The sequence below is a fragment of the Serratia sp. K1WW1 genome (genome assembly GCF_055790865.1).
In genome coordinates this window covers 3,667,535-3,693,280 of sequence record NZ_CM147697.1, presented here as the reverse complement: position 1 = coordinate 3,693,280, position 25,746 = coordinate 3,667,535, and the positions used below count along the sequence as shown (strand labels likewise).

The 25,746-nt window shown below is 52.7% G+C and carries 22 protein-coding genes; 20 read left to right on the top strand and 2 right to left on the bottom strand.

Annotated features, from left to right (window positions below; all coding sequences use genetic code 11):
* Positions 1 to 5 precede the first annotated feature (5 nt).
* Complete coding sequence (gene hydN, locus ACX9GU_RS16715) at positions 6 to 548, bottom strand: electron transport protein HydN (protein ID WP_473192275.1); 543 nt, start codon at positions 546 to 548, stop codon at positions 6 to 8.
* A gap of 757 nt (positions 549 to 1,305) precedes the next feature.
* Between hydN and hypA the strand changes: the two genes are divergently transcribed.
* From hypA to ACX9GU_RS16670, 9 genes are all read left to right on the top strand, one after another.
* The gene (gene hypA, locus ACX9GU_RS16710) at positions 1,306 to 1,650 is read left to right on the top strand and encodes a hydrogenase maturation nickel metallochaperone HypA (protein WP_473192274.1); all 345 of its coding nucleotides are present in this window, start codon (positions 1,306 to 1,308) and stop codon (positions 1,648 to 1,650) included.
* 15 nt (positions 1,651 to 1,665) lie between these two features.
* Positions 1,666 to 1,959 (top strand): hydrogenase maturation factor HybG, encoded by a 294-nt coding sequence (gene hybG, locus ACX9GU_RS16705; RefSeq protein WP_447888690.1) that lies wholly within the window; start codon positions 1,666 to 1,668, stop codon positions 1,957 to 1,959.
* A 139-nt stretch (positions 1,960 to 2,098) separates the two neighbouring features.
* Positions 2,099 to 4,165 carry a formate hydrogenlyase transcriptional activator FlhA gene (gene flhA / locus ACX9GU_RS16700; protein WP_473192273.1) on the top strand — a complete coding sequence of 689 codons (2,067 nt, stop codon included), beginning with the start codon at positions 2,099 to 2,101 and terminating at the stop codon, positions 4,163 to 4,165.
* A gap of 917 nt (positions 4,166 to 5,082) precedes the next feature.
* Positions 5,083 to 5,610 (top strand): LuxR C-terminal-related transcriptional regulator, encoded by a 528-nt coding sequence (locus ACX9GU_RS16695; protein ID WP_473192272.1) that lies wholly within the window; start codon positions 5,083 to 5,085, stop codon positions 5,608 to 5,610.
* A gap of 53 nt (positions 5,611 to 5,663) precedes the next feature.
* Complete coding sequence (locus ACX9GU_RS16690; protein ID WP_473192271.1) at positions 5,664 to 6,164, top strand: winged helix-turn-helix domain-containing protein; 501 nt, start codon at positions 5,664 to 5,666, stop codon at positions 6,162 to 6,164.
* Positions 6,165 to 6,252: 88 nt separating this feature from the next.
* Complete coding sequence (locus ACX9GU_RS16685; RefSeq protein WP_473192270.1) at positions 6,253 to 9,507, top strand: response regulator; 3,255 nt, start codon at positions 6,253 to 6,255, stop codon at positions 9,505 to 9,507.
* A gap of 17 nt (positions 9,508 to 9,524) precedes the next feature.
* Entirely contained in the window at positions 9,525 to 10,175 is a 651-nt protein-coding gene (locus ACX9GU_RS16680) for a response regulator (RefSeq protein WP_473192269.1), read from the top strand.
* 378 nt (positions 10,176 to 10,553) lie between these two features.
* Positions 10,554 to 11,303, top strand: coding sequence for a winged helix-turn-helix domain-containing protein (locus tag ACX9GU_RS16675; protein ID WP_473192268.1), 750 nt, complete (start codon positions 10,554 to 10,556; stop codon positions 11,301 to 11,303).
* 2 nt (positions 11,304 to 11,305) lie between these two features.
* A complete protein-coding gene (locus ACX9GU_RS16670) occupies positions 11,306 to 11,791 on the top strand; it encodes a hypothetical protein (protein WP_473192267.1) in 486 nt (161 codons plus the stop codon).
* 50 nt (positions 11,792 to 11,841) lie between these two features.
* On the opposite strand, the gene ACX9GU_RS16665 is transcribed toward ACX9GU_RS16670, so the two are convergent.
* Positions 11,842 to 12,360, bottom strand: a complete 519-nt coding sequence (locus tag ACX9GU_RS16665) for an Hcp family type VI secretion system effector (protein WP_021178406.1) — start codon at positions 12,358 to 12,360, stop codon at positions 11,842 to 11,844.
* A gap of 762 nt (positions 12,361 to 13,122) precedes the next feature.
* Between ACX9GU_RS16665 and tssB the strand changes: the two genes are divergently transcribed.
* Genes tssB through ACX9GU_RS16610 form a run of 11 tightly spaced genes read left to right on the top strand, consistent with a single transcriptional unit; the run spans position 13,123 to position 25,744 of the window.
* Positions 13,123 to 13,620 carry a type VI secretion system contractile sheath small subunit gene (gene tssB / locus ACX9GU_RS16660; protein WP_024529701.1) on the top strand — a complete coding sequence of 166 codons (498 nt, stop codon included), beginning with the start codon at positions 13,123 to 13,125 and terminating at the stop codon, positions 13,618 to 13,620.
* Positions 13,621 to 13,647: 27 nt separating this feature from the next.
* Complete coding sequence (gene tssC, locus ACX9GU_RS16655) at positions 13,648 to 15,129, top strand: type VI secretion system contractile sheath large subunit (RefSeq protein ID WP_179244525.1); 1,482 nt, start codon at positions 13,648 to 13,650, stop codon at positions 15,127 to 15,129.
* Between the two features lie 6 nt (positions 15,130 to 15,135).
* Positions 15,136 to 15,576 (top strand): type VI secretion system baseplate subunit TssE, encoded by a 441-nt coding sequence (tssE, locus tag ACX9GU_RS16650; RefSeq protein WP_021178403.1) that lies wholly within the window; start codon positions 15,136 to 15,138, stop codon positions 15,574 to 15,576.
* Positions 15,576 to 17,390: a type VI secretion system baseplate subunit TssF gene (gene tssF, locus ACX9GU_RS16645; protein ID WP_261245000.1), complete on the top strand. Its 1,815-nt coding sequence runs from the start codon at positions 15,576 to 15,578 to the stop codon at positions 17,388 to 17,390. Before tssE ends, tssF begins: the two co-directional genes overlap by 1 nt.
* Positions 17,354 to 18,406 (top strand): type VI secretion system baseplate subunit TssG, encoded by a 1,053-nt coding sequence (gene tssG / locus ACX9GU_RS16640; RefSeq protein WP_368444775.1) that lies wholly within the window; start codon positions 17,354 to 17,356, stop codon positions 18,404 to 18,406. The genes tssF and tssG overlap by 37 nt, the downstream gene beginning before the upstream one ends.
* 25 nt (positions 18,407 to 18,431) lie before the next feature.
* Positions 18,432 to 19,736, top strand: a complete 1,305-nt coding sequence (tagH, locus tag ACX9GU_RS16635) for a type VI secretion system-associated FHA domain protein TagH (protein ID WP_473192266.1) — start codon at positions 18,432 to 18,434, stop codon at positions 19,734 to 19,736.
* On the top strand, positions 19,733 to 20,239 hold the full coding sequence (gene tssJ, locus ACX9GU_RS16630) for a type VI secretion system lipoprotein TssJ (protein ID WP_024486773.1): 507 nt from the start codon (positions 19,733 to 19,735) through the stop codon (positions 20,237 to 20,239). The genes tagH and tssJ overlap by 4 nt, the downstream gene beginning before the upstream one ends.
* Before the next feature lie 2 nt (positions 20,240 to 20,241).
* Complete coding sequence (tssK, locus tag ACX9GU_RS16625; protein WP_024486774.1) at positions 20,242 to 21,588, top strand: type VI secretion system baseplate subunit TssK; 1,347 nt, start codon at positions 20,242 to 20,244, stop codon at positions 21,586 to 21,588.
* Positions 21,588 to 22,355: a type IVB secretion system protein IcmH/DotU gene (gene icmH, locus ACX9GU_RS16620; RefSeq protein ID WP_473192265.1), complete on the top strand. Its 768-nt coding sequence runs from the start codon at positions 21,588 to 21,590 to the stop codon at positions 22,353 to 22,355. The genes tssK and icmH overlap by 1 nt, the downstream gene beginning before the upstream one ends.
* A gap of 9 nt (positions 22,356 to 22,364) precedes the next feature.
* Positions 22,365 to 24,965: a type VI secretion system ATPase TssH gene (tssH, locus tag ACX9GU_RS16615; protein ID WP_473192264.1), complete on the top strand. Its 2,601-nt coding sequence runs from the start codon at positions 22,365 to 22,367 to the stop codon at positions 24,963 to 24,965.
* The gene (locus ACX9GU_RS16610; protein WP_021178395.1) at positions 24,962 to 25,744 is read left to right on the top strand and encodes a helix-turn-helix domain-containing protein; all 783 of its coding nucleotides are present in this window, start codon (positions 24,962 to 24,964) and stop codon (positions 25,742 to 25,744) included. The genes tssH and ACX9GU_RS16610 overlap by 4 nt, the downstream gene beginning before the upstream one ends.
* The last annotated feature ends 2 nt before the right edge of the window (positions 25,745 to 25,746 follow it).

The following is a 25,746-nucleotide window of genomic DNA, read 5'->3' as shown; positions in this document are numbered from 1 at the left end:
CATGCTTACATCGCCAACGACAGTGGGTTGAGGGCGGCGCGGCGGCGTTTTTCTGCGTTCATTTTTTGCAGCAGCTGTTGGTCTACACAGAGCAACGCATCGGTGGGGCAAAATTCCATACAGGCCGGGCCATTGGCACGTCCGGTGCAGAGATCGCACTTGTGCGCTTCCGCTTTCTCGGCGGCGGGGAACATCAAGGCATTACCCTGATGGGCCACCGGGCGGGTGATCACTTCCATCACTCCGTATGGGCAAGCCATGACGCAGGCTTTACAGCCGATGCAACGCTCCTGCGTGACCTTGACCATGCCGTCGCTCTGGCTGATGGCCCCGTTGGGACAAACGCTGGCGCAGGGGGCATCATCACATTGACGACACAGCACCACGGTGCTGACATTGCCGCCTTTCAGCAGATGCAGGCGAGGCGTGAAGTTGGCGGCATCCAGTGCCGAGACATCCTGGTTTTGGCTATGGGCCACTACGCAGGCGATCTCACAAGTACGGCAGCCGATGCATTTTTGCGGATCGGCCATGATAAACCTGTTCATCAGTCACTCCTGATTACCTTCCATCGTTAAACTCCAGGCGGCGAGCCTTAGAGTCTGTGCTGCCGTTAGCTATACACAAAACGTGCCAAGCGTAATAAATGGATATAAAACAGGTGGTTGGGATTTTATATGCCGCGCATGAACGGCGGATGGGCATAAACGACGAAGCGGGAGGGGATATTCGTCACGTTCCGACTGGGTTGGCGTCGTCACTTCGTCATTTTTGTCGAAATCGGTAGCAAAAATGACGGTTTGCCCCTCACCCCAACCCTCTCCCACAGGGAGAGGGAGCTGATAGCCCCTACTCTGTTGGGAGAAGGGCTGTCATATCAGCAATCTCGATCGCCCCCTTTAACCAAGGTGAGTCAGTCAGCGCTTATGAAGGATCACGACACTTTCAGCCTAACTCGATCGGTCCCCTTTCCTTGGGGAGAAGGGCTGTCATATTAGTAACCTCGATCGCCCCTTTAACCAAGGTGAATCAGCCGGTGCTTATGAAGGATCACGACACTTTCAGCCTAACTCGATCGGTCCCCTTTCCTTGGGGAGAAGGGCTGTCATATCAGTAACCTCGATCGCCCCTTTAACCAAGGTGAATCAGCCGGTGCTTATGAAGGATCACGATACTTTCAGCCTAACTCGATCGGTCCCCTCTCCCTGTGGGAGAGGGTTAGGGTGAGGGGCCATGGGATCACCTTGGCACCGTAATTGCACTAGCTGAAGCATCGGTTAATAATCGCCGAACAACGGAGCCCAGATGCATGAAATAACCCTGTGCCATCATGCGATGGAAATCATGCAGCAACACGCCCGGCAAAATCATGCCCGGCGCATTACCGCCGTCTGGTTTGAGATCGGCGCATTTTCCTGCGTGGAGGCGGAGTCGCTGCGGTTCTGCTTCGACATGGTTTGTCGCGGCACCTTAGCCGAAGGCTGCGAGCTGCATCTGCTCGAACAACAGGCACAGTGCTGGTGTCACGACTGCCGGGCGGATGTGCAACTGCTGGTTCCCCAGATCTTGGTCTGCCCGCAATGCGGCGGGCGCAACCTGCGGGTGCAGGCCGATGATGGCTTGCAACTCAAGCGCCTGGAAATTGAATAACCAAGAGGAAAAGGCATGTGTATAGGCATTCCCGGTAAGGTTGTGGCGCTGGACGCAAACCAACCCCAGCACGCCTGGGTCGACGTCTGTGGTGTGCAACGAGAAGTGAATATTGCCCTGGTGTGCCAGGACGATGAACCGCCAGAAGCGCTAATCGGTAGCTGGGTGTTGATCCATGTTGGCTTTGCCATGAGCCGCCTGGATGAGCAAGAAGCGCAGGAAACCTTGTCGGCACTGCAAGCAATGGGGGAAGTGGAGCAGGACGTCGCGCTGTTCTTGGCAGGCGAAGGCGACCAGGAGCGGCGATAAATTGTGCTATCCCCGGCAAATGATATTCCTGTTGCGGTGTTTTGTTGATCCGGTCGGGAGAAATTACCATTAACAAACCTTACTCTTTGTGAGGATGTTCGCTGGCAATAATCTTCGTGACTCAGACAAGTGATAAACCATGTCGACTGTACGCTTAGAACAACAAGACCTGCTCGAAATTACGCGCATGCTGCTCGGGCAGCATAATTTCATCGATCTGTTACTGCAATTGCGTCAGGTATTGCAGCGCATGCAATTGGCCGACAGCGTCGCGTTGGTCCTATTTGATCCGCACAGTGAACGGGTGAGTTTTCACGGGCTGGATCAAGCGCAGCAGCCGGTAAATTATCAGGACGAAACGCTGCTGGCGAATGGTCCGGTCAGCCGCTTTCAACACAGCTCGTTACCCCAGCGCTGGCAGGCCGATGAGCTGCACGATCGCTATCCGCAAATCCGCGCCCTGAAGTTGCATCCTCCCTTCAACCAATACTGTTTGATGCCGCTACATGCGGGTGGGCGGCCGCTCGGTGGCTGTGAATTACTGCGTAGCGGAAGCGAGCCGTTCAGCGATGCCAGCCTGGTGCAGTTGCAAACGCTGATGGAAGTGGTGGCGCTGGCCACGCAGCAGATCGTTTTGTTGGAAAACGCGCAACGGCAACAGCACCAGTTGCGTCATGAGCTGGATGACTATCGCATCTTGGTGGATGTCACCAATGCGGTGCTGTCAAAGCTGGATCTGGATGATGTCATGGGGGAGATCTCGGAGAAAATTCACCACTTTTTCAACAGTGATGCCATCAGCATCGTATTACGCAGTAACCACGCCGAGCAGCTCACCATCTACTCCACCCACTATCTGAACAACAATACTGCCGAACGTCAGCAGTACAACGTGGCATTGGCAGGCACCTTAACCGAACGGGTGATGCGCAGCGGCGAAATGCTGCTGTTGAACCTGAAAAATGCTGAGCAGCTTTCCGGTTATGAACGTCGGCTGTTTGATATATCACAGGGTAGGATCGAGGCATTGTGCGTATTGCCGCTGATATTCGGCCAAAAGAAGCTGGGCGTGCTGAAGCTGGCGCAATGCCAGGCAGATGGCTTTAACGCGGCCAACTTACGGGTGCTGCAACAGATTGCCGAGCGTATTGCCATCGCAGTGGATAACGCGTTGGCCTGCCAGGAGATCAACCGGCTCAAAGAGAGCCTGGTGCATGAAAACCTGTATCTGGCCGAGCAGATCAACGTCAATCATCCCGACCTGAGCGAGATTGTCGGGCGTAGCGCGGGGATGTCTGCGGTACTCAAACAGGTCGAAATCGTGGCTAAAAGCGACTGTTCGGTGCTGATCCTCGGGGAAACGGGTACCGGCAAGGAGCTGATTGCGCGAGCGATCCATAACCTGAGCGAACGGCGTGACCAGCGCATGGTGAAAATGAATTGTGCGGTGATGCCTGCGGGCCTGTTGGAAAGCGACCTGTTTGGCCATGAAAAAGGCTCGTTTACCGGCGCCTCCACCCAACGCATGGGCCGTTTTGAACTGGCGGAGAAGGGGACGCTATTCCTTGATGAAGTGGGAGAAATCCCCATTGAGCTGCAACCCAAGCTACTGCGGGTGTTACAGGAGCGGGAGTTTGAGCGAGTCGGTGGCAACAAACCGATATCCGTCGATATCCGCCTGATTGCCGCTACCAACCGGGATTTGCAGCAGATGGTGGCCGATCGTGAATTTCGCAGCGATTTGTTTTATCGCCTGAACGTGTTTCCGATCGTCATTCCACCACTGCGTGAACGGCCCGAGGATATCCCCCAGTTGGTGAAGTTCCTGACCCATAAAATTGCTCGCCGCATGAAGCGCACCATCGACAGTATCCCGGCGCAAACCCTGCGGGTATTAAGCCAGATGCCTTGGCCGGGTAACGTGCGTGAATTGGAGAACGTGATTGAGCGGGCGGTATTGTTGACGCGCGGCTCGGTGCTGGAGTTACCGCTGCCTGAATTGCAGTATTCGCAACCCGCCGTGGTGCTCTCCGCACCAGCCACGGAAACGGTATCGCCGGAGGAAGATGAGCGCCAACGGGTGCTCCGCGTGCTGAGAGAAACCAACGGCGTGGTTGCCGGGCCACGCGGGGCCGCACAGCGCCTTGGGCTGAAACGCACTACGCTGCTATCGCGAATGAAGAAGTGGGGGATTTCTGTGAATTGATCAGATAGCAAGCGGCAATAAATGCTCCTCGCCCTCTCCCAAAAGGAGAGGGGAGCGAACGTGCCCCCGGTTGGCTTTCAAACCTTATATCGGTTCCGCATTCGCGGAGAAAACTGAATGTGCCACAAATTAACCCAGCCGCCAAGGCTTGGAATTTCCTGCTGTCAGGCAGCCATCCCTCTCCTCATACCCTTACTTTAAGCAAGCCTTAAGGCTATATTTTGATGATAATGTCTCTCTTGACGAGATAAATTTTATCATTAAAGCTATTTTTTTATCATTTTTAATGAAACTAATGGTTTTTGGTAATTTCGTTGGTGTAATTAACTATTTATTATTAAGTAATTAGTTTTTAAAGCTACTTAATTTTTCCACAGTGGTGTTTATATCTACTTTTTCTGTGGTTTTGTGATAAAACACCAAAAAAGGAATTTATCACTGCGCCGTAGAGCCATTTTTTGATGAAATACCAATTGAAATCAACAAATTGAATTGAATTTTCGCGGCTTTTTTTACGATCATTGACAGCTGAACGACATTAATTAATATTAGCAGGGAGGAATTTTCGCTCAGAAGATTCTTGGAGGATGGAACTCAAGTTGGCCTACCCCGCATAATGGGGGTCTTGGTGTGAATACCAGTGTTATTAGGCTGTAATAGTTTGCAAAGGAATGGCGTGTCAGATAATCAAGACCTATCTTGCCCTTCGACTTGTTGTCCATCTAAACATCAATGTGCGTGCTTTAAGGCTTTCCTTATATCGCTCGATTGATAAATTTGGATAATGCTCTCTTATCGCACGTGATACGGACTGCTTGGCACCATTGAATGGTATTAGGCATCAGCTAAATTAACCTTATATCACAATGAAGATAAAAGTACTTATATCGAACGATGACAAGTTCTTTACGCAGGGATTGACACAACTTTTGGGTCACTACTTTAATGAAAAAGGTATCTTTGTTGACGTTAATGAAACACTTGATGCCAATGTTCATTACTATTTGGCCTTTATTGGCGTCAATAATCTGTCGCAATATCTCTACGCCAGGAAAATGGTCAGCACTGAGGTGATATTCATTATTCAGCCAGAGGTTGAACTGATTTTAAATTGCCCAGAAAAGTCGATTAAAATTCTGCAACGCAATCAATCTGTCAGCACGCTCTTGCAGAAAATCGATGAGGTTTATCTCGCGCCCCAGAGGTTTGCGCAGATTAGGCAACCTCTGTCATTGACCCTGCGAGAAAAGGACGTATTACATTATTATTCCATTGGTTACACCAATATCGAAATTGGTGAGCTGCTTGGCATACATCAGAAAACGGTCAGTGCGCACAAAATAAAAGCGATGAACAAGCTTAACTTCAAGCACAAAGGCGAGTTCAGGCGTTGGCTTATCGAGACGCATTGCCCGCAGATGCGTGGAGTAGAAAATCTGAGATGAAATCTTCCTCAGGTGATCATTTATCTGCAGCTAAAATATAAAGTTAATATAATATGAAGTATATCATTGATACCGGGCTGGTATTTGATAGCGACGAAAGAACGCTATTCTTGCAAGAATCACCAGATGAATCACTCGAGATCGGGGCGATCACCGCCCGCTTATTTGTTGAGATGCTAGAAAATGTGGCGGGGGTTGAGCGTGACTATCTGCTGGATGCGGTGTGGTCCAATCATGGTCTGAAACCGTCAAATAATAATCTCAATAACCATATCAGCCTGTTACGCAAGAACATTGCCAGCATTGCTGAGGTGGATGATCTGATCATCACCTTGCCCAAAAAAGGCTTTGTAGTGAACAAGAAATACGCTGTGAACGTGCTCGGGGCTGAGGTTTCTGACCGGCCAGAGGAACAAGTCAAAGTGGCAAAAAAGGCTACAGCGATGGACTATCCAGCTACCCTGTGGTTCCTCTCAATAACCATTGTTATTTTGCTGGTGCTGCTTGCTTTGGTGGTTACCAAAGATTACCACGCAATATTTGGGTTATGTTGAATCAAGTCTGGTTAGACTGGGTGGGCATTCTGGTTTGCTAATCTTATAATCAGTATAAGCCCCGGGTTTCATTGCAGGTAGTCATCCTATGCCACAAACGCCGTTTAGCCGGATCACCCATACGTTACGTAGACAAAACAAGGCGCTGTCTGGTCTGGCGGTGCTGGCGATGGTTTTGGTCGCTGGCCTGTATTGGGGGGCACAGCGCATTATCGATCAGGAGCGCGGCCGCTTCACCTTAGACTTCCTGACGCTGGTAGGGTATGCCCACGAACAGGAAACCTTTCTGCATCAATTACGTCATCAGAGCGGGCAACTGTCAGAGCTGCCCGATACGAGCATTGGCAGTTTTCATGAGATTACCACCTTGCCGGCTGGGGGCGACAGGCTGTTTGAAGGGCGTGAGTCCGTGGTGGATATGCCGTTCTCTTTGCTGTGTGAAAAAAATTGCCCTATCAAGCCTGAGGCGCTACTACCGCTAGGTAGCTACCTGGCCGATTTTTACTCTTCGTTTTGGGCCGCATCCTACTTTCCTGCTGCTAACGTGTTCTTCATTAATGAAGCTGACGATGCCAGCATCAGCGTACCTGCGATTAATGTCAGTGCTAGATATGAACCGATCGACCTTGAGACTTATCGAGCCGTGGTCGATGCCGTACGTGAACGGTTAAACAGCAGTGTGCCAATCAAGGATTGCCAATGGCAACCAGGGGACAAGCCGATAGAGGATGAGGCTATCTGGTTTCGCCCGGCCGCTCTGCCAGGCCGGATGATTGGGTTAATCCCTTCAGGGTTTTCGCCCAGGGTCTGGAGCCACTTTAGTAGAGGGCCCGCCAGCTGTATCTACGCGGTAACCCTGCTGAGCCGTTCGCAGGTGGGGGTCCTGGAGCGTGCCGTCAACCCGGCACCACGTCATATATTCTGGCTACAGCGCTATCACCATATGTGGTTGAGCCATAAAGCGCACGGCGTGTTGATGGGGGAAGGCCAGCCACCGAGTGTCGATCTGCCAGGTTTGCACTACACCCTGAGCGGTCTGGTGTTCAAGGTTGTCGACACAAGCGGCAATTGGACGGGGTATTATTCCGTAAGCTATGCGAGTTTTTTGCAGGACAATCTGTGGTTGCCAGTTAGCGTGCTACTGGTGTTGCTGATCGGCATCACCATCGGTTTGGCTTATCTGCGTTGGTATAACCGGCAGGTGATCTTGCCAGCCCAGGTGGCCCAACATGAAATACTGGAAAGCGATGCCTTTAACCGCACTCTGATACAGACGGCGCCGGTTGCGTTGTGTCTGATCGATCGTGCCGATGGTCATTTGGTGTTTGGTAATGCGCTGGCATTGGACTGGTTAGGGGCAACGGTCGGTGAACGGTTGCCTGATCCCGCCGCCGCCAGGCTGTGGGAACAGGTACTTTCCGCACCGGCTGCCGGGGTTATTGAGCAACTGGATATGGCAGGAAAGATACTTTACGTTGCCTATGCGCCAACCCGTTACAGGCAGCATGACGTGATCCTCTGCGCCTTTGCGGACGTCAGCGCACGGGCGGAAATAGAACGCCAACTGGCGCGAGCCAAGGCGGCGGCGGATGACGCCAGCGCGGCAAAGTCCACCTTCCTGGCCACCATGAGCCATGAGATCCGCACGCCGCTGTATGGTGCATTAGGCACTTTGGAGCTGTTAGCCACCACTCGGTTGGATCGCCAGCAGCGTCAATATGTCGAGCGTATCGACGATTCTTCACAAATGCTGCTGCAATTGATCAGCGATATCCTGGATGTCAGCAAGATTGAGGCCGGCCAGATGCGGTTGGAAAAGAGGGCATTTCAGCCGCGCGAGCTGGTACAAGGCTGCACTGGCACTTATGCGGCAATGGCACACCGCAAGGGCTTGCTGCTATTCTCTGTGGTCGATCCAGGGGTGCCGCCGGTGGCGATCGGGGATGCGGCACGTATCAGACAGATCCTGAGTAATCTCATCAGTAACGCGATCAAGTTTACCGAGTTTGGCCATGTCATCGTTCGGCTCAGTCAGGTTGAAGCTGGCCGCGAGTACACCCGGCTGCACCTGGAGGTCTGTGACAGCGGGGTCGGCATCTCTAAAGCACATCAGGCAAAACTGTTCACTCCCTTCTATTTGGCTGGCGAGGGTCACAGCAATGTGGGGGGCGCGGGGCTGGGCCTTTCGATCTGTGAACGCCTTGCCGATTTGATGGGGACGGAAATCACGCTGAAGAGTGAACCTCGGGTAGGCAGCAAGTTTGCAGTGACGTTGGAACTTGCCGTTGCCGAAACGCCTGATGTGCAGCAACCGCAATTGGCAGGAGCCATCGTGTTAGTACGGTCGCCGCATCCGGAACTGACGGAAAATATCTGCACTTGGCTGCGGTATTGGGGGGCTAGAGCGGCCCCGGCTATAGATCAGCTGTTGCCGGGGAATGACGAGGCTATTTTGCTGGATGTGCAGCGGAGCTCGCCGGGTGAAGCGCTTGAGTGGCATGGGCCGATTTTAGCCGTTTATTTATCCGGCGAAGTTGCCAATGGCGCGGTGGTGGATGCGTACAGCTTAAGCAGCATAGGTTATGGCATTGGCCAACTGCTCAACGGTGACCCACCAAACGAACAGTTCGAAATGGCACTGCCGCAATTCCACCTTCGCGTACTGGTGGCGGATGACCATCCCCTTAACCAGGTCACGCTACAGGGGCAACTCGAACTGTTGGGTTGTGAGGTCCAACTGGCGGGCGATGGTGAAGAAGCGTTGGCGCAGTGGGATATCACTCCCTACGACCTGGTGCTGACCGACGTCAACATGCCTTACCTGAATGGTTACGATTTGGCGCGTAAGCTGCGTGCGGAAGGGGCTACGGTGCCGATTATCGGGGTAACGGCCAACGCGATGCTGGACGAGGAACGCCGCTGTGTTGAAGCAGGTATGAATGCCTGGTTAGTCAAACCGATTGAGTTACGGACATTGGTAGAAATCTTGCGCAAATATTCCCACAGCGGCCATAATCAACTCGAGAGTAACGACGATAGGGATTTCAAACACGTAGAACCCAACGTGCTCAATAAACACCGCGATATTTTTCTCAGCACCATGGCGGAAGATATGCGTCAGCTAGAGCAGGGGATGGCAGACGGCGATGCTGGCCGGGTTGCCACGGCCTTGCACCGTATGCGAGCTGCGCTGGCGTTGGCCCATCATCGGGCGTTGGCGGCGCAAATGGCAGCGATTGAGTTACATATGCAAACGCAGGGTCTGGATGAGCATGGGAAAGCCAGAATGTCCGCCATCATCGCTGACATACGTCAGGTTTTGAACAACATCGCATTAATCTGATCAAAAGAAGGTGGCCGATGAAAACATTACGCGTAGTCCTGGTGGACGACCACCAGGTGGTGTTGGCTGGTTTGAAAGACTTTCTGGATCAACTCCTCCATATCGAGGTAGTGGCCACCTTCACCTCAACCGATGAGTTGGTTCGCTATCTGAAAACCACCCCTCCCGACGTTGTTATCACCGATTACAATATGCCTAATGATGAGGTCCATAAAGACGGTTTACGCTACGTCGATTTCCTGATCAGAAATTTCCCACAGGTCAAAATGTTGGTATTGACCATGATCTCCAATCCGATGATCGTCTCAGCGCTCTACGACACCGGGGTGGCGGGCGTAATATTCAAACAGGATCCGCTATCAGAGGTTCAATCAGCGTTACGGGCCGTTCGGGTGAACGCCAGATATTATCCAGCTTCGTTCCAGAGCGATGGCCGTAGTGATGAGCGTGAGGTATTTATACAGCAACGCATCAATAGCCTATCCCCACGCGAGTTTGAAGTTTTGCGTTATTTTGTCGAGGGTGACTCCATAGCGCATATTGCTGAACGGCTTAATCGGAGTGCCAAGACGGTTAGCCTGCAGAAGAATTCCGCTATGCGTAAATTGAACGTCGAGAGTAATCAGGAACTGATCCGCTTTTGCATGGGCAACCATATTTTTGACTGATAGTACGGCGGTTTGGCGAGGCCAAAGCCCAGTTGACTGGAATGGCATTTTTGTCTGGCAAAATGACGATAAATAGCTTTAAATTCTGAAAAATATATTTTATTAGGAATATTAGTGTGCAGCACTGTGTTTCAACGACAAAATAAGTCGCGTAGTTATATTTAGTTACTATTAAGTAGCTATTTTATGTTTTTTTGCTGTTTTTTATTTAAGCATAAATAATCCTAAAGCCGCATAATACTTGATAAAAAAAACTGTCTGGTGAATGATATTGCCATGACAGAGCGTTAGCTTTGCTGAGTAAAATGAATGACATCCTTCTCTAGCACCATTAGGTGCAGCTATTTAATCATGTTATGCAAAGTAGCAGGTGATTAAGTGAACTATATTATCAACGACAGTTTGCTCTTTGATACCGAAGAGCATTTACTCTCCAATAAACAGAATAATAAAACATTAACGTTAAGTGCTATTTCATCTCGGCTTTTCTGTGAACTTTTGAAAAATCCTGCCGGAGTGACTCGGGAGCATTTACTAAATGTTGTCTGGTCAGAACATGGGCTAACGGCGTCAAATAATAACCTCAATAATCATATTAGTATATTGAGGAAGCATTTGGAAGAGTTGGCTGGCCTGCACGATCTGATTAAAACCGTGCCCAAAAAAGGCTTTGCCTTGAACCGCAAACATCTGATTGTCCTGGTTGAGGAGGAAGGGCAGTCAGCGGGGGTGGTTCAGGGATCAACGGTGAAGGAAAAATCTTCTTTCCGGTCAATTTATATGAGTCTCGCCCTTTTTATAGTGGTTTTGTTGGCGCTGTTTACTTCGCTGTATGGCGATAACATTCACTCGCTGTTTGCAAATACTCAGCCTAAAACCCTCTATAAGTATAAAGGCTGCGTATTGAAAACCCTGAGGGAGATCCCTGAAAAAAAACGGGAGGCATCCATCGCTCTCATCATGGAGATGATAAGTAAGAATGGCGTTGATTGTGAGTATGACCGTTATGACGTGTTTTTCTATCTCAGTGGCGAAGAACAGAGCGCCAACCAATTCAGAATGCTGTCTTTGTGCCGCAATGAGCATGGCGGCAATTATGATCATTGCTACAGCATAAAAGTGGTTTGAAGATGATGAACAGGAAAAGGCTGGCTTGGGTGTTTACCATCATTCTGTTGTTATGTGCTTCAGCATTGGCGTATCTGATGTCTATGGAGAGCAAAAGGCAATACTTCAAGTGTGATACGGAGGTCTACTTCGAAAATGTAGCCAGCCACAGCAAGATTGAAGGTGACATCTCTCTCATGCTGGTAAGCGACAATATAGGCATGCTTTATGTAAGAGGGGTGCTCAACAAGGAAGGGGTGACTTATAATGTCAACCGCAAGATTTACTTTAACTACAGCAATGAGCCCTACGGTAGCTACTATCATCTTAAAAAAATCAGTGATGAAAATTACGCCACCGTCAATAGCGTGCCGGATGCGTTGTTCAATGACCTGATCTTTGAGAACAAACAAGACTTCTATATCTCGATAACCTCCGTTGGCAACGGTGGTTATGAACTGCGCGAGATGATCTTCCCGATGGCCATATGCGCGCGCAAGCGGATGTAAAAGAGCAGCCAATCTCCCGATTGGCTGCTTGGGCGAAGCTAAGGCTGGCCTTAGGCTTCGATTGGGGCACGCCAGTCGTCAGAACCAGAAGTCCCGGCAGTGGTGTGTTCCCAAGTGATCTTACGGTATGCCAGTGAAACGCGAACCAACTGAGTGAACTCAGCTTTGGTTGGATCCTGGCAGTGTGGCATTTTGCAGTCGATATCGATGATGGTGGCATCTTCCAGTTTGGTGGTAAAGAAGTGCTCTTGTTTACCTTCGATCGAGGTGCGGTACCATTTCAATTCAACCGTTGGCAGCATTTCGCCAGAGGCCAATGCGTTATACAGCAATGGAACAGCTTTGTTATAAGCCACGGTGAAGCGGAATGGCTTATGTGCACGCTGCCCTGACGGCTGGCCAGACTGCGGATCGGTTGGTACGGTAACGATATGTTCAAATTCCTGAACCAGCATCTGGTCTTCGTGGCCTTGAACAAAGATGTTACCGACAGATTCAGCGGTAAATGCGCTGGCGGTAATATTACCCTGGGTTTTCCCTGTGATAGAGATATAAGCTGGAGTTGGCATCTTAAAGATCCTTGTTAGATAAGCTTAGTAATAACTCAATGCTAGTCACACCGACTAGCCGATATTAATCGACCTCGAATGTCACTTGCCCCACTTCTCACTTCGGCCATCACTATAATCGGGTCTTTCCCTAGTGCCAAGCCACTCACAAATTTGCAAGGTTTATTGGTATCGTTAATGGGATAAAAAATTATAATATTTGCATTATTGGTGTTTTATGCTGGTTTAAGTATTGATGATAGTTATGATTTGCGTCATTACCATAATTAAAATAATTACTTTATTTTTTAACTTGTTGTTTTGGTTGGGGTAATTAATTTTCATGAAATTATTTTTTATGATCATAAGCTGAAAGTTGTTCTCGCCATGTGATAAATTATTAGGATGCTTAGTAAAGAAAAATTTATGGACTTTTACCGGTCAGATCGGGGACGATACATTCAGTGAAGCTATGCTAATGCAGGATCTGTCCAGCTTTGCCGTCAACCGTAAACTGATTTCCCGGGGTTTTTGATATTATTTAGGATGTTTCGCAGGTTTCTGTGAGTGTATGGGAAAATTCCCATATTCGCGTGCTAAATAGGATTATTCCTGAGTTTCGAGGCGGCATAAACAAAGGTATTTAGTTTTACGGCGATAGATTTTCTATCTGAATAGATGGCGCTAACGCTATTAGCATGGATGATATCTGAATGTCATTTTCCGGTGCTCATTCAACAAACATTAGCTGGTATTCCCTTATTGTGACTAAAAGGACGAGTGATGAGTAAGAATAATCAAAGCAGTGTTGCCCCCAAGGAAAGGATCAACATCAAGTACGTTCCTAACACGGGCGATCAAACCACTGAAATCGAACTGCCACTGAACCTGATGGTGGTTGGCGATCTCAAGGGGGTTCGTGAAGACACCCCGATTGAAGAACGTCAGGTCGTTTCCGTCAGCAAGAACAACTTCAACGCGGTGATGAACGAAGCCAATATCAACCTTTCGTTCACGGTACCCAATCACCTGGAAGGTGAGGGGAAAGAAGAGATGCCGGTCACATTGGCGATCAATTCTCTCGACGATTTCTCACCGGACAACGTGGCGAAAAACGTCCCCGAACTGAAAAAAATTCTGGAACTGCGGGAAGCGCTGGTCGCCCTGAAAGGGCCTCTGGGCAACATTCCTGCCTTCCGTTCTCGTCTGCAAGATCTCCTAGGCAATGAAGAAATGCGTGAGCAGTTGCTAAAGGAACTGGACATTCTTAATCAGAAATAATTGAGACGGAAAGAGGGAATTTTACGTATGTCTTTACATGAAGAAAATGCGGTTTTAGCTGCCGAGCCTACCAGTACCACTTTCCTGCTAGACGAAATCATGTCTCAGACCCGCATGATGCCGGGGAATGATGGCTATGACGTCGCCAAACAGGGCGTTGCTGCATTTATCAGCAGCATTCTGGACACTGGCACCAACGAAGAGCCGATCAACAAGCTGTTGGTCGACAGAATGATCATTGAGCTGGATAAAAAGCTCAGTGCCCAGATGGACGAAATTCTGCATGCCAAAGAATTCCGCGAAATCGAATCCTCTTGGCGTTCACTGAAACTGCTGGTGGATCGCACCGATTTCCGTGAAAACATCAAAATCAACATCATGCACGCGACCAAAGAAGAGCTGCTGGAAGATTTTGAGTTCTCGCCGGAAATTATCCAGTCTGGTTTCTACAAGCACGTGTACTCATCCGGTTACGGCCAGTTTGGCGGCGAACCTACCGCAGCCATCATCGGTAACTATGCGTTCAGCAACAGCGCCCCGGATATGAAGCTGCTGCAATACGTCAGCGCCGTTGGGGCCATGGCACATGCGCCGTTCCTTTCCAGCGTTGCGCCGGACTTCTTTGGTATCAACAGCTTTACCGAGCTGCCTGCCATCAAAGACATGAAGTCGGTGTTCGAAGGGCCAGCACACACCAAATGGCGTGCGCTGCGCGAGTCGGAAGACTCCCGTTATCTGGGCCTGACCACGCCACGTTTCCTGCTGCGTTTGCCGTATTCCACCGTTGAAAACCCGATCAAGAATTTCAACTACTACGAAGACGTCAGCAAGGATCACGAACACTTCCTGTGGGGCAACACCGCATTCCTGCTGGCCGCCTGCCTGACAGACAGCTTCGCCAAGTATCGCTGGTGTCCGAACATCATCGGGCCACAAAGCGGTGGTGCGGTGCACAACCTGCCGGTTCACCTCTATGAGGCGATGGGCCAGGTACAGGCGAAGATCCCGACCGAAGTGCTGATCACCGACCGTCGTGAATTTGAGCTGGCGGAAGAGGGCTTTATTACCCTGACCATGCGCAAAGGCACCGACAACGCGGCCTTCTTCTCTGCCAACTCAGTGCAAAAGCCGAAGGTATTCCCGAATACCCATGAAGGACGGATGGCGGAAACCAACTACAAGTTGGGTACCCAACTGCCGTACATGTTCATCATCAACCGTCTGGCTCACTACATCAAAGTGCTGCAGCGTGAGCAGATTGGTTCGTGGAAAGAGCGTCAGGATCTGGAGCGTGAGCTGAACATCTGGCTCAAGCAATACATTGCCGATCAGGAAAACCCACCGACCGATGTCCGCAGCCGCCGCCCTCTGCGTTCTGCTCAGATCCAGGTGCTGGATGTCGAAGGGGATCCGGGCTGGTACCAGGTGGCGATGCAGGTGCGTCCACACTTCAAATACATGGGAGCCAGTTTCGAGCTCTCGCTGGTTGGTCGTTTGGATAAGGAATAACAGGCAATGGCTGCGCTTCTTAATTGGGAGCGAGGAAGTTCTGCCAGCTTGTTTGAGCGTATCCAGGGGAAGGGCCTAGGCCCTTCCTCACATAGCCGTGTTCAAGAGCTATTAATCTCAATCAAGCAGCATTTGAACGAAGTCCTCAATTCGCGCCCCGGAGCCTGCCAAAGTGCTGCAGGCCTAGGGGTTATTGATCTCAATGATGCTACGGCAACCACGTCTGATTTCCGTAAGAGTATTGAGCAGGCCATCAAGGAGTGTATTGAGCGCTACGAGCCAAGAATTTCCGAGGTTGCCGTTCAATCCCTGGTGGATCAGGGGGACCCACTGTTATTGAGTTTCCATATCAGTGCTCAAGTTGATTTCGACAATATCGGCGATGTGGTTGAGTTTAATATCCAATTGGACAGCAACCGCCGTTACTGCCTAAACCAGGAAGCATAATGTCGTTCGAAAAGTACTTCAGGGATGAGCTGGATTACCTCCGGCAATTAGGGCGGGATGCCGCAATCGAACGGCCGCATCTTGCTGCCTTTTTATCCGAACAGGGTTCCGATCCGGACGTTGAGCGCCTGTTGGAAGGCTTCGCCTTTCTGACCGGCAATCTGCGCGAAAAGATCGACGACCAGTTCCCGGAGTTGACACACGGCCTGCTGAATATGCTGTGGCCGAACTATTTGCGGCCAGTGCCCAGCATGACGATCGTCGAATACACGCCGAACAGCAGTGCGCTCACGGAAGCGACGCTGATCGAGCGCGGTAGCCAGATCGAGAGCGTCCCGATTGCGCAAAGAGCGGAACGCGGCGCGTTGCAAAACGACAGCGAAACACACGGACCCCAGTGCAGCTTCACGCTGTGCCGGGATGTCTGGCTGTTCCCGATGGGTATTCAGGATATCGCCGTCAACAATAGCAACGAACAGGGGATATTGAGCATTCACTTCGGCGCCAAGGCGGAGTTGAACGTGCAGGAAATGCGGCTCGATAAACTGCGTTTCTATCTGGGTGAGGACGGTTACACCAGTACCCAGCTCTATTTCTGGATCAGTCACTATTTCGAACGGGCCGAGTTGGTGGTCAACGGCATCACTATTCCGATGCCGGACTTCGATTTCAACCCGGTGGGCTTTGAACGTGAAGATGCGTTGTTGCCTTATCCGAAAAACGCCTATGTCGGCTACCGTATCCTGCAGGAGTATTTCTGTTTCCCAGAAGGCTTCCTGTTCTTTGACGTGGCTGGCGTGGTGGATTTCCCCGCGCATCTGAAAGCCAGCGAATTCACCCTCAATCTGCATTTCTCCCAGCCATTGCCTCCTGAGGTCAAGATACGGCCAACCACGCTGCGCCTGAACTGCACCCCTGCGGTGAACCTGTTCAAACGCGACAGCGAGGCGATAGCCCTGGATGGCACACAAACCGAATATCCGCTGTGCGCCAGTTACCATCATCCTGAGCGCTACGAGATTTTCTCGATCGATCGCGTGGAGAGCTGGTTAAGCAAAGATCCCAAGGGCAGCGGGCGGGGGCAGGCCAGAAGCTATCCGGCGTTCGAAAGTTTCCATCATCAGGTGGAGCCTGCGCAGGAGCGCAACATGCTCTATTACCGCCTGCGGGTGAAAAACTCACTGTTCCGTAAGGGCTTTGAGCATTACATCTCCTTTGTGCGCAGTGATGAGACGGAGGTGGCGCTGTCGCAAGAAAACGTGTCGGTGAGCATGACCTGTACCAACCGCGAATTACCGCTGGCGCTACGCGTGGGTGATATCTGCCAACGGACGCAAGCAGGCCCGTCATTTGCCACCTTCCGTAATATTACCCGGCCTTCGGTACCGCTGTATCCGGTGTTGGATGGCAGCCTGCAATGGTCTTTGTTGTCCAATATGTCATTGAACTACATGTCATTATTGGACAAGGATTCGTTAAAACAGATCCTGCAGACCTATGATTTTCCCAGCGTACACAACCGGCAATCCGCTCGGTCGTCGCAAAAAAAACTGGACGCGATTTCGCGTATCGAAACCCAGCCGATCGACAGGTTGTTCCGGGGTTTACCGGTCAGAGGTCTGCAAACCACCCTCTGGCTGGAGCAAAGCGCTTTTGGTTCTGAAGGTGAGCTCTACCTGTTTGGTACGGTGTTGGCACGCTTCTTCTCCCTGTATGCCAGCGTCAACTCGTTCCACCTTTTGAAAGTCATCAATCTTGATAATCAGGAATGTTACCAATGGCCGGTACAGACGGGTCAACATGCATTGATGTAAGCGCGGGTGAAGGCGTACCGCCTGAGCCAGCGCTGGATGTGTCACGTTATAACTTTTACCAATTGGTCGAGTTGCTCAACCAAATGGCGGTAGCGTGGCAAAAATCCCCTGGTTCAGCCAGGCCAGCCGATGAGGCCATCCGCTTTAAATCGACCGCCAGCCTGGCTTTTCCAACCCGTGACGTGATCGCGTTGGAGACTTCCGCTCGCGGCCAGTTTGAGCTGGAAGTTTCTTTCCTTGGGTTGCATGGCAGCCAGTCGCCGTTGCCCGGCTATTACCTGGACTCGTTGGCCTGGGAAGATGCCCAGAATGAAAACCGCCTGACGGATTTTCTCAACGTGTTCAACCACCGGCTGTTAACGCTGCTGCATCAGATTTGGCGCAAATACCGCTACTACATCTGCTTTGACGAGGGCGGTAACGATGATGTCTCGCAGCGCATGTTTGCGTTAGTGGGATTAAGTAACGAGGCGATCCGCAAAAAACTGCGCATCCACCACGGCAAAATGCTGGCCTATGCCGGCTTGCTGGCCAGCCCTGGGCGTGCCCCGGAGGTGATTTGCAGCCTGGTGGCGCACTGTTTCAACCTGGCGGATGTGACGCTGCAAAGTTGGCAACTGCGCAAGGTCAAAATTGCCCCGGAGCAGCAGAATCGCCTGGGCGGCAGGGTGAAGGTCAGCGGCCAGAAATACCAGGGGAAATCGGTGCTGGGCGTCAATTTCTCGCTGGGATCGCAGGTGGCGGATCGCAGCGGCAAATATCAGTTGTGCCTCAACCAACTGACGCGTGAACAGTTCTTGTCATTTTTACCTAACGGGGAGAATTACGAGCCGTTAGAGATGTTTGTGGCCTTCATTATGCGCGACCAGTTTTCGTGGGATTTACGCCTGGGTCTGGCAGAGCAGCAGGTGGGCGGCATGATCCTGGGAACAGAACAAAATAACCTGCTGGGCTGGACCAGCTTCCTCGGGGAACCCGAGCAACAGCCCCACGTAACCATTAGCGTTATGGAATGACAATCAAGATTCAGGAAGAGAGATCATGGATAAACAGCAACCGACGCTATCATTGCGAGTCGTCAATAGCGACAGATTGGAAAGTGGCAAACCGGCCAGCAGCCTGTTTAACGCACAGGGTGGGGTGGTTGGCAGTGACGGCAGCCATCATTGGTCTATTCAGGATCAGGGCGGCAATATCAGCCCTTCACAGTTTGCCATTGAATGGCGTGATGGGTCCTTTTGCCTGCGGGTGCTCAACGGTGCGGTGAGTATTAACCAGTCGATGCTGACGGCAAACTCCGGTTTGGTGCGCATCCAGCAAGGTGACGAGATCAGCGTAGGCAATCTGGCCATCAAGAGCCATATCAGCCGTTCGAACGCCGATATGATCGACCCGCTGATGGTTTCACCGGAATCGCTGGTCTCCAGCTACAGCAACCCGCTGGAAGCGATGATGGAAGGTGGGAATGCGCAGCCTTCCCACCATGAGCAGGACAACCGCCTGGCCGCCACGGTCGCTAACGGTTTCAGCCACGACCCGCTGCGGGTATTGGAAACCGAGAGCCTGACGATGCACGAACCTCTGAGCACCCTCACCGGTGCCGATCAATCATTACAACAGGATCGCTACCGCGATCCGCTGTTCTCTTCTCCACTTTCTGATATCACCAAGGACAGTGCCATGGATCAGGAGTTTATCGATCTGCCGCAAATCAGCAGTTTTCTTTCCGGCCAGCAGGCACCGTCAGACAGCAAGATGGAACAGCAGCACGTGGCGATCACGCCGCTGATGCGGGGTTTTGGCGCGCAACTGCCAATCCGCAACAGCCAGGAGGCCAATGACTTCCTCGAAGAAGCCGGCAAAACGCTCAGGGCCGCCATCGAAGGGCTATTGGCCTTGCAGCGCAGCCAACACGGCCTGCGGGACAAACATCTGCGGCCAATCGAAGATAACCCGCTGCGCCTGAATATGGATTACGACACCACGCTCAGCCTGCTGTTTGCCGATCAAAAAAGCCCGGTCCACCTTTCTGCCCCGGCGGCGGTGGCCGAGAGCCTGCATAACCTGCGCCTGCACCATCAGGCCAACCAACAGGCGATTGCCCAGGCATTGTGCACCATGTTGGAAGCCTTCTCCCCAGAGCGACTGCTGACGCGCTTTAGCCATTACATGCGCAGCAACGAACGCCAGGATCAAGACTCCGCCTGGGCCTGGGAAATGTACAAAAACTACTACCAGGAATTGGCCTCCAGCCGCCAGCAGGGCTTCGAAAAGCTGTTTGGCGAAGTGTATGAACAGGCTTACGACCAGGCGCTGCGCCAGGGGATGAAGGACAGCGAACGATGAAAGGTGGCAGAGGATACTTTCTGACGACTGCGCTATGCCTGGTGCTGATGCTGTCAGGATGCACGATATGGAAAAACAAGAAGCCGGAGCGCGTTACCGAGCAGCCTTCTACGCTGCGGTTAACGCTGTTGGCGGACGCGAATATCAACCCCAATGAGAAAGGCGAGGCCGCGCCGACCGAGATTGCGGTGGTGTACCTGAGCGATGATTCCAAACTGCTGGCGGCTGACTACGACCAGCTCGACACGGAAATACTGAAGAAAACGCTCAGTAAGAACTACATCGACCACCAGGAATACACCCTGCTGCCGAGCCAATATAAACCGTTACCCGCTATTGAGCTGGAAGAGAAGACCCACTATCTGGGGGTGATTGCCTACTATGCCGACGTTGATCGCGCTGAGTGGAAAAAAATCATCAAGATCAAAGATGTTGGTCACAACTACGGCGTGCTGATCCACGTTAAAGCGGATGAAATCGACTTAAGGAAAGAGGAAGAATAACCATGCCGACCAAGAATCGGGTGATCTGGCGCGAAGGCCTGTTCATTAAGCCACAACACTTTCAACAGCAACAAAGACATAACGATTATCAGCTGCAGCGCCGCATCACCGCGCTGACCAATTACACCTATGGCTTCCACTCGCTGCAGATCAATCAGGAACTGCTCAAGCTGGGGCGTATCGGCTTGACCAACGCCAGCGGCAGCATGGCCGATGGCACGGTGTTTGATATTCCTTATCAGGATTGCGCGCCCAAACCGCTCGACGTACTGAACTGCAACGATGCCGCCAGCCGCGATATCTATCTGGCGTTGCCGATGCTCAACGACACCATCAATGAGGTTGCCAGCCCGCACAGCCAACTGCCTGGGGCGATCCGCTACGCCGAACATACCGATGATGTGCGCGATTTGCATACCGACGGCGGCGATGTCAGCCAACTGCTGCTGGCCCAGTTGGCACCGCGTTTGATGCAGGGCTCCGAAGATCTCAGCGCCTATTCCGTGCTGCCGGTCTGCCGCATTAAAGAGAAGCACCCGGACGGCTCACTGATCCTGGATGAAGAATTTATTCCTACCTGCACCACTCTGCACGCCTCCGTACAGTTGAAAGACTTTATGGATGAAGTGGAGGGTACCTTGGTGGAGCGCGCCCGGCTGTTGGCCAAACGTATCGGTTCGCCGGGCCAGCAGGGGATTGCCGACGTGGCCGAATTCATGATGCTGCAGGTGTTTAACCGCATGCAGCCTTTGTTCACTCACCTGTCTCATCAGGCGGTGCTGCACCCACAGGATTTTTATAGCCACCTGGTGCAAACCTGCGGCGAGTTGCGCACCTTTACCGACGAATCGCGTCTGGCAGGCAGCTTCATCGTTTATAACCATGACAACCTGACCGACTGCTTCCAGCCGCTGTTCCTGGCGATGCGCCAAACGCTCAGCACGGTGCTGACACCGCGTGCCATCTCGGTACAGCTGCATCCACAGCCTAACGGCATTCGTGTGGGGACGATCAACGATAGCGATCTGTTGCGCAGCGCCGACTTTGTGCTGGCCGTCCGGGCGCAGATCCCGCAGGAACAGCTGCGGCGTCAATTCGTGCAGCAAACCAAGATCACCTCGCTGGAGAAAATCCGTGAGCTGGTTAGCCTGCAACTGCCTGGTGTACCGCTGGTGGCGCTCTCTGCCGCACCGCGTCAGCTGCCTTACCATTCCGGCTATACCTACTTCATGTTGGATCGACAAAGCCCGACCTGGAAAGAGGTCCTGCAAAGCAATGCGATTGCCTTCCACGTTTCGGGTGACTTCCCTGAACTGGATATGCAGTTCTGGGCGATTAGGAGCAGCTAATGAAAATGCATGCCGTCACGGATAATCCAGCGCTGCCCGAAACGGAAACCGTTACTTCGTATCGGCAATATCAGCTCCCGCTGCGCGGCGAGAGCCTGAATGCGATGGTGGACGCTGCCACGCCGTTACTCGGCATGGTGCTGCGCTTGAAAGACATGGAAAACCAGCCGCTGCCAGACCAGCTTTACCAGCAGGTGGTAACGGATATCCGCGCCATTGAGCAGTTCCTGCAAACCAAAGGCTACGAGCCAGGGGCGATCGTTTCGTTCCGCTACGTGCTTTGTACCTTTATCGATGAGACGGCGTTAGGGCACGGTTGGAATACGCAAAATGGCTGGTTGCAGCAGTCCTTGCTGGTGCATTTCCATAACGAAACCTGGGGCGGCGAGAAGGTGTACGTCCTGCTGGAACGCCTGATGGGTGAACCCAAACGTTATCAGGATCTGCTGGAGTTCATCTACCTGTGTTTCTGCCTGGGTTATCGCGGCCGCTACAAGGTGACATTGCAAAACAGCGATGACTTTGAACGGCTGTTCCGCCGGCTGCATCATCAACTGCAACAGCTGCGCGGTGAAGCCCCCGCAACCGTCTTGCACCAGAAACAAAGCCGCACCGGCGGGCGTTACTACCTGAGTAAACGGTTGACCATCAAGCATTTGCTATGGGGTGGCTTAGGGCTGTTGACGGTGATTTACCTGTTCTATGCCGTCCAGTTACATGGACAGACTCAGGATATTTTGCAGCAGCTAAACAATTTATTGAGCTAGGAAGCACAGATGATTCAAATTGACTTGCCCACGCTGGTAAACCGCCTTAATCCCATCGCCCGCCATGCCTTGGAGGCCGCGGCGGCGCACTGCGTCAGCCTGCAGGAAGCGGAAGTGACGGTCTCGCAGGTATTAATGCAGATGGTCGCCAGCCCCTTAAGCGACGTCAGGGTGATCCTTAATCATGCTGGCGTGGACACTGACGCATTGCGTGAGTCACTCGATCAACGTATTTCCGGCTATCAGTCGGTCACTCAGGCTTATCCCAGCTTCTCCCCATTGCTGGTGGAGTGGTTGCAGGACAGTTGGCTATTGGCGTCGGCCGAAATGGATCACGGCCAGCTGCGCGGTGGGGTGATGTTACTGACCTTACTGCTGAGCCCTATGCGTTATTTAACACCGGCGGCCAGCCGGTTGTTATCCCCGGTGAACCGCGAACTGTTGCGCCAGAACTTTGCTGACTGGACTGCCGATTCCGCAGAAGCCCCTCGGGTAGCAAAAGCGGGAGATAAAACCGCAGCTGTCGCCAACGGCGAAAGCCTGCTGGCGCGCTATGCCAGCAACATGACCGAACAGGCCCGTAAAGGGACGTTGGATCCGGTGCTGTGCCGCGATGAAGAAATCGACCTGATGATCGATATCCTGTGCCGCCGCCGCAAGAACAACCCGATCGTGGTGGGTGAGGCAGGCGTGGGTAAAAGCGCTCTGATCGAAGGCCTGGCGCTGCGTATCGTGGACGGCCAGGTGCCGGAAAAGCTGTGCAACAGCGAACTGATGACGCTGGATCTCGGTGCGTTGCAGGCTGGTGCGGCGGTAAAAGGCGAGTTCGAAAAGCGCTTCAAGGGGATCATGGCGGAAGTTGCCCAGTCGGCCACGCCGATCATCCTGTTTATTGATGAAGCCCATACGCTGATCGGCGCGGGCAATCAGCAGGGTGGCCTGGATATCTCCAACCTGCTGAAACCGGCGTTGGCGCGCGGTGAGCTGAAAACCATCGCCGCCACCACCTGGAGCGAATACAAAAAGTATTTTGAGAAGGATGCCGCGCTGTCGCGCCGTTTCCAACTGGTGAAAGTCTCTGAGCCGAGTGCCGAAGAGGCCACGGTGATCATGCGCGGCCTGCGCACTATCTATGAGAAGGCGCATGGCGTGCTGATCGACGACGAGGCGCTACAGGCGTCGGCGGTGCTCAGCGATCGCTATCTCTCTGGCCGCCAACTGCCGGACAAGGCCATCGACGTGCTCGATACCGCCGCCGCGCGGGTGGCGATCAACCTGACTTCGGCTCCACGCCAGGTATCGGCACTGAAAACGCAGCTGCACCAGCAGGCGATGGAAATCCAGATGTTGGAGCGTGAACAGCGCCTCAACCTGAGCCAGCCGGATGAGCGATTATCGGTGTTACAACAACAGCGCGCTGAGATCGAACAGCAACTGGCGGACCTGAATGCCAGCTGGCAAACCCAGCAGCAGTTGGTGCAGCAGATCATCGCCCTGCGGGCAGAGCTGCTGACGCAGGAAGAAAATGCGACGGAAGAACAGGTTATTAATCTGGCTGCGCTGGGTGCCGAGCTGGAACAACTGCAACAGCATCAGACCCTGGTTTCTCCACACGTGGATAAACATCAGATCGCGGCAGTGATCGCCGAGTGGACCGGCGTGCCGTTAAACCGCCTGTCGCAGAGTGAACTGTCGGTGGTCACCGAGCTGCCAACGTATCTTGGCGAACAGATCAAAGGCCAGGAAACCGCGATCCACTGCCTGCATCAGCATCTGCTGACCGCCAGGGCCGATTTGCGCCGTCCGGGTCGCCCAATGGGCGCTTTCCTGCTGGTGGGGCCAAGCGGCGTGGGTAAAACCGAGACCGTATTGCAGATCTCTGAGCTGTTGTACGGCGGGCGCCACTATCTCACCACCATCAACATGTCCGAGTTCCAGGAGAAACACACCGTTTCGCGCCTGATCGGTTCACCGCCGGGGTATGTGGGCTATGGCGAAGGTGGCGTGTTGACTGAAGCCATCCGCCAGAAACCCTATTCGGTGGTGCTGCTCGACGAAGTCGAAAAAGCCCATCCCGACGTGCTCAACCTGTTCTATCAGGCGTTCGACAAGGGTGAACTGGCCGACGGCGAAGGCCGCATCATCGACTGTAAAAACGTGGTGTTCTTCCTGACCTCCAACCTGGGCTATCAGACCATTGTCGATCACGCCGAACAGCCGGAACTGCTGGGCGAACTGCTGTACCCCGAGCTGGCGGCCTTCTTCAAACCGGCCCTGTTGGCGCGTATGGAAGTGGTGCCTTACCTGCCGCTGGGCAAGGACACGCTGCAAACCATCATCCACGGCAAGCTCAAACGCCTGGATAACCTGCTGCGCCAGCGCTTTAACGCCGAAGTGGTGATTGAGCCTGAGGTGATCGAGGAGATCCTGCTACGTGCCACCCGTGCCGAGAACGGGGCGCGCATGCTTGAGTCGATTATCGACGGGGCGTTGCTGCCGCCGGTTTCCCTACTGCTGTTGCAAAAAATGGCGGCAGGTACGGCGATTAGCCATATCCGCATCGCCACGGAGGGAAATGCGTTTACCGCACAGGTCGAGGAGGCGCTATGAGGCAACGGCTGAAATGCTTACTGGCGCTGCTGGAAAACGATTCGGTCGAGCATTTGGTCCATGGCTTTTTGACGCTGGATCACCACCGTCACGGGTTCGACGGCTTGATGGTGGCGATGTTCAACGCCAGTGAGGGGCAGTTGGAATGTCTCCGCCTGTCTGATGCCAACCGGCGCGCTACGGTGAAGCTGGAAGCCGATATCGAAGACACCAACCACCCTTTGGTGCGGGTGCTGCGTAATGGCGCGCCCGAAGTCTGGTACGCGCTCAATCGCGGGGTGCGCATTGAAGATGACGGTTTTCGCGGCTTTATTGAGGCGTTGCCCAACGGTTGCAGTATGTATGGCGTACCGCTGTTTGATTTTCAGGGGCGGGCCTGCGGGGTGATTGCGGTGTTTGCCGAGGATATCGATCGATTTGTGGACAGCCGGGGCATGTTCTCTATCTATTGCCAGATTTTTCAGCACCGCCTCAACAAGCTGCAAGAGGTGGAGCATCTGCGATCGCAACTGGTCCAGCTGCGATCGATGTTCAAGGTGCGTGAAAAACAGTTGGATGAGCTGATGGTCTCGCTGAGCACCTCCGACGTTTCCACCTCGCCAGAGCTATCACGCGATTACAGCAAGATAGATGACCTGTCTAGCGCGGTGGAGGCGTTTGAAGCCGCGGTACTGACGCAGCGCCAGCGTCTGTACGGCAATGACAAAAACCGCATCGCCGACAGCCTGGGGATCACGCCGCGCACCCTGGGTTACAAGTTGGCGAAATACAGGTGTTAGCT

Coding starts and splice junctions, on each gene's coding strand:
- hydN (WP_473192275.1), bottom strand. CDS start 548: ATGAACAGGTTTATCATGGCCGATCCGCAAAAATGCATCGGCTGCCGT.
- tssE (WP_021178403.1), top strand. CDS start 15,136: ATGGCTGCGCTTCTTAATTGGGAGCGAGGAAGTTCTGCCAGCTTGTTT.
- tagH (WP_473192266.1), top strand. CDS start 18,432: ATGGATAAACAGCAACCGACGCTATCATTGCGAGTCGTCAATAGCGAC.
- tssB (WP_024529701.1), top strand. CDS start 13,123: ATGAGTAAGAATAATCAAAGCAGTGTTGCCCCCAAGGAAAGGATCAAC.
- ACX9GU_RS16665 (WP_021178406.1), bottom strand. CDS start 12,360: ATGCCAACTCCAGCTTATATCTCTATCACAGGGAAAACCCAGGGTAAT.
- tssC (WP_179244525.1), top strand. CDS start 13,648: ATGTCTTTACATGAAGAAAATGCGGTTTTAGCTGCCGAGCCTACCAGT.
- tssJ (WP_024486773.1), top strand. CDS start 19,733: ATGAAAGGTGGCAGAGGATACTTTCTGACGACTGCGCTATGCCTGGTG.
- ACX9GU_RS16670 (WP_473192267.1), top strand. CDS start 11,306: ATGATGAACAGGAAAAGGCTGGCTTGGGTGTTTACCATCATTCTGTTG.
- ACX9GU_RS16690 (WP_473192271.1), top strand. CDS start 5,664: ATGAAGTATATCATTGATACCGGGCTGGTATTTGATAGCGACGAAAGA.
- ACX9GU_RS16680 (WP_473192269.1), top strand. CDS start 9,525: ATGAAAACATTACGCGTAGTCCTGGTGGACGACCACCAGGTGGTGTTG.
- tssG (WP_368444775.1), top strand. CDS start 17,354: ATGGCCGGTACAGACGGGTCAACATGCATTGATGTAAGCGCGGGTGAA.
- hybG (WP_447888690.1), top strand. CDS start 1,666: ATGTGTATAGGCATTCCCGGTAAGGTTGTGGCGCTGGACGCAAACCAA.
- ACX9GU_RS16610 (WP_021178395.1), top strand. CDS start 24,962: ATGAGGCAACGGCTGAAATGCTTACTGGCGCTGCTGGAAAACGATTCG.
- hypA (WP_473192274.1), top strand. CDS start 1,306: ATGCATGAAATAACCCTGTGCCATCATGCGATGGAAATCATGCAGCAA.
- tssF (WP_261245000.1), top strand. CDS start 15,576: ATGTCGTTCGAAAAGTACTTCAGGGATGAGCTGGATTACCTCCGGCAA.
- icmH (WP_473192265.1), top strand. CDS start 21,588: ATGAAAATGCATGCCGTCACGGATAATCCAGCGCTGCCCGAAACGGAA.
- ACX9GU_RS16685 (WP_473192270.1), top strand. CDS start 6,253: ATGCCACAAACGCCGTTTAGCCGGATCACCCATACGTTACGTAGACAA.
- tssH (WP_473192264.1), top strand. CDS start 22,365: ATGATTCAAATTGACTTGCCCACGCTGGTAAACCGCCTTAATCCCATC.
- flhA (WP_473192273.1), top strand. CDS start 2,099: ATGTCGACTGTACGCTTAGAACAACAAGACCTGCTCGAAATTACGCGC.
- tssK (WP_024486774.1), top strand. CDS start 20,242: ATGCCGACCAAGAATCGGGTGATCTGGCGCGAAGGCCTGTTCATTAAG.